Consider the following 3,578-nt stretch of genomic DNA (forward strand, 5'->3'; position numbering starts at 1 on the left):
CTGATACTACCTCGCCTTTTTCTTTTTTTCTTACTATTATTTCAAAATCCATTTGATACCTGTATTGTTTTAGGTCAAAGGTTAGCACTTTTCCTATTTATACGCTATCTAATATTTATGCTTCCTCACGAAGTTAACCTTGCCTCAGCTAATGGACAGCTCTATATCAGCCCATGAGGGACTTGAACCCTCTACTCTTACATCATGCACGGCGCACAAAAAGCAATCTAAAGATATAGATAATATAGATAATGTACTACGTAATTGTGAAGCAGAGCTAAAGGAATTAATGGATCAAAGCACTAAAGTGCGAAATCAGTTGATAAAATCAGCTAAAACATTACAAAAAAGAATGGGGGCTGCAACTGAATTATTTGACAAAATTTTAAATTTGGTTGGTAACATCCAAAATAAGGCACTAAGAAACGTTCCTTCAGGTTTGATTTTGCCATTTAGAAGAATATTTAATTTAACATTTTTTTTAGTAAAAAAGCTATTTAGTGTGTTAAAAGAAGTTGTAATGATAATTCCTACAGTGAGAAGTTATTTTGAGGAAAAACAACGAGAAAAAGATGTAAAATTAATAAAATCTCTTATTGAAAATTGTAAAGAACATATTGCTGAAAACCGTAACGAATCAGCATCAGTTGCAAACTTAATAGAGATACAAATTATAATCAAAAATTTGCTTGAAAAAGACAGTTGTACAGACGTAGAAATTAAAGAAGCTAAAGATAAAATTAAAGGAATCTATGAGAGTGATAAACGCTATTTAAAAGGTAAATCTTTCGATGATCAAGTGGAATGGGTAAATCAAAGTGAATCCGCAAAGCCATTAAATATTAGTTTAAACCAGTATATCAAGGAACATGGAGATAAATTAGGTAAAAATCACCTAGAAGAAGAAATAAAAAAATCTTTGAATGAAAAACCACAAGTACCAAAATCTTTGAATGAAAAATCACAAGTACCAAAATCTTTGAATGAAGAACCACAAGTGTCAAATAATAGAATCACGCCTAAATGGGCTAGTAAAATAACTCCTAATACCAGTCGAATAGCTCCTAATAATATATCGCATGGTATATTATTTCCTGATAAATCTAAGCAATCTAATACTGAGAAAGGTCATCTGTAATTATTTTAACAAAGGTATTGGAAATTCTTTGTTGTTACTATATATTGGTTCTATATTTACAATAAAATACTAAAATGAACAAAAATAGATTTTTCAAAGTGGCGTTGCTTACTTTATTCTTTGCATCAAATTTCAATTACGTAGGGGCGTACAGCTTAAAAGATGCTGTTAATTCAACTTTATTAAATAATGAACAGTTGCAGATGAGTAAAAAGAAATTGGAAATTGCAATATTAGAAAAACCAAAAGCAGCTACAGAATTTTTGCCAAGCATAGGTGCCACATTAAATAAAACATTTTATAACCCAAGTAACACTAAGGATTATAATGGCCAATCGTCTTTTAACAAAGAGTTATTTGGTTTGAATATTCAACAAGATATTTTTACAGGTGGCTCTACAATTGCAAAAATTGCACAAGCTGATGCGAAAATAAATGCTGCATATCAAGAGTATAACAAAGCATTAAACGAGATATTACTAAATACCATTAAAAGTTATCAAAACGTCTTGACCTCTAGAGAGCTTGTTAAAGTTCAGCAAACAAATGTTAATATGGCTCAAAAAAGTTTAGAAAAGGCTGAGATTACGGTAAAAACTGGAGCAGAAACAAAAACTTCATTATTCTTAGCTAAGGCTAATCTTGCATCTATGAAAAGTAATTTAGAAGATTATTTAGTAGGAAGAACTCAAGCAGAATCAAGTTTTCAGTACTATGTCGGCGAAGAGGCTCCTAAGATTATGGAGCAAATTGACGTTAAGAAGTATGCCAAAATTAAAAGTTTTGATGAATTTAAAGTTTTAGTAAATACTCAAAACTCAGACTTAATAAGAGTAAAAAATGAACTGAAAGCAGCAAAACAAGGAGTTAACCTTGCTGCCTCTGAATTATTGCCAAATGTAAATCTGTTTGCAAATTCCTCAAGACCAAAATATTCAGATAATAATCCTTTTAAGGGCAGTGATTTAAAAGGGAATACTTACGGTGTTGGAGTTAATGTTCCGCTGCTTTATAGGGGTGGAGTGCAATATTTAAATATATCTGAGGCAAAAAAGAAAAGTAAAAGTGCTGAATTTAGTGCTAGGGATGTAATTAATAAAATTCAATCGCAAGCTATCAGTGTTTGGAATCAATATATATCAAGTGAAAATATATATACATCATCACGTGTTGCTGAAGATAATTTTTACCAAACATATCTAAGCACTCAATCGGAATTTGATGTTGGCGCAAAAACTTTAATAGACGTCATTAACAGGCAAAGAGATTATAATAATAACGTTATACAAAGATTGTCTAAGGAAAAAGACTATAAAATATCATTATTTGAAACGTACAATTTGGTGGGCAGTTTACCTAAGATTATGCAAAGTAGTGAAGAAGTAAAAAGTAAAAATAAATGATTGGTGATGATTATATAATAGATAGGTATAAGCTTAAGAGTAGTGTTAATAAGTGGAAGTTTGTTGCCCTAACCCTATTCTTTATCGCTTTATTTGTGATTTTCTATAATAAGGGTGATGGAGTATCTCAAATTAAATCAGATTATATTGCAAGCATAGATATAACAGGTATGCTCCTGCAGGATAAAGAAGTTATCCAATCTTTGAATAAGATTGCTAGTGATAATAATATAAAAGCAGTTTTAGTAAATATAAACAGTTCGGGCGGAACTGGAGTGGGTGGAGAGTTATTGTATAGGGAATTTAGAAAGATTGCACAAAAAAAGCCAATAGTTTCCTCAATAGGAGAAATAGGTGCATCTGCTGCATATATGGCGGCAATTGGAACAGATAAAATATATGCTTATGATATTAGCCTTGTAGGCTCAATAGGTGTCATAATAATGAATTTTGAAGTTAGTGAATTTGCAAAAAAATATGGGATAAATCTTGAATTAATAAAATCATCCCCACTAAAAGGCATTCCTAATTATTTTGAAAAACTTAATGAGCAGCAAAAGGAATATGTACAAAATTTAGTTGATGAATCAAATAAATTTTTTATAGAGCTTGTTAAGAAAAGAAGAAATCTTTCAGATGACGATTTAAAAAAAGTATCTGATGGAAGAATTTTTATAGGTAGCAAAGCAAATAAACTGAAACTTATTGATGAAGTAGGTGATCGGGCTGATGCGATTAAATGGCTTAAAAGCAAAGAAAATCTTGGAAATTTAGAAGTAAAAGATTATATATTGATTAAGCCAGCATCCAAATTAGAAAGATTAATGGAATACACAGATAATGTGAAATTAATCTTTGCTACTATTTTTAATATAATAGTGTCTTAACGAAGCGAACAAAAGTAGCCATGACGGCACAGTCAAGTTAAAAATAGAATAAAATTCTGATATTGAATAAAAGATTATAAAATTGTAGGATTTAAAAAAATAAATATCAAAAAAGATGAAGGGCACACCAAACAGACATAGATATCCAAT

The 3,578-nt window shown here is 30.3% G+C and carries 3 protein-coding genes; all 3 read left to right on the plus strand.

What is annotated here, in order from left to right:
* Positions 1–139: 139 nt before the first annotated feature.
* The gene (locus tag L8D11_RS04160; RefSeq protein WP_236870416.1) at positions 140–1,138 is read left to right on the plus strand and encodes a hypothetical protein; all 999 of its coding nucleotides are present in this window, start codon (positions 140–142) and stop codon (positions 1,136–1,138) included.
* A 74-nt stretch (positions 1,139–1,212) separates the two neighbouring features.
* Entirely contained in the window at positions 1,213–2,541 is a 1,329-nt protein-coding gene (locus tag L8D11_RS04165; protein WP_236870417.1) for a TolC family protein, read from the plus strand.
* Positions 2,538–3,428 (plus strand): signal peptide peptidase SppA, encoded by an 891-nt coding sequence (sppA, locus tag L8D11_RS04170; protein ID WP_236870418.1) that lies wholly within the window; start codon positions 2,538–2,540, stop codon positions 3,426–3,428. Before L8D11_RS04165 ends, sppA begins: the two co-directional genes overlap by 4 nt.
* Positions 3,429–3,578: the final 150 nt, after the last annotated feature.

Origin of the sequence: Candidatus Bandiella numerosa, from assembly GCF_021811875.1 — a bacterium.
GTDB classification, from domain to species: Bacteria; Pseudomonadota; Alphaproteobacteria; order Rickettsiales; family Midichloriaceae; genus Aquirickettsia; species Aquirickettsia numerosa_A.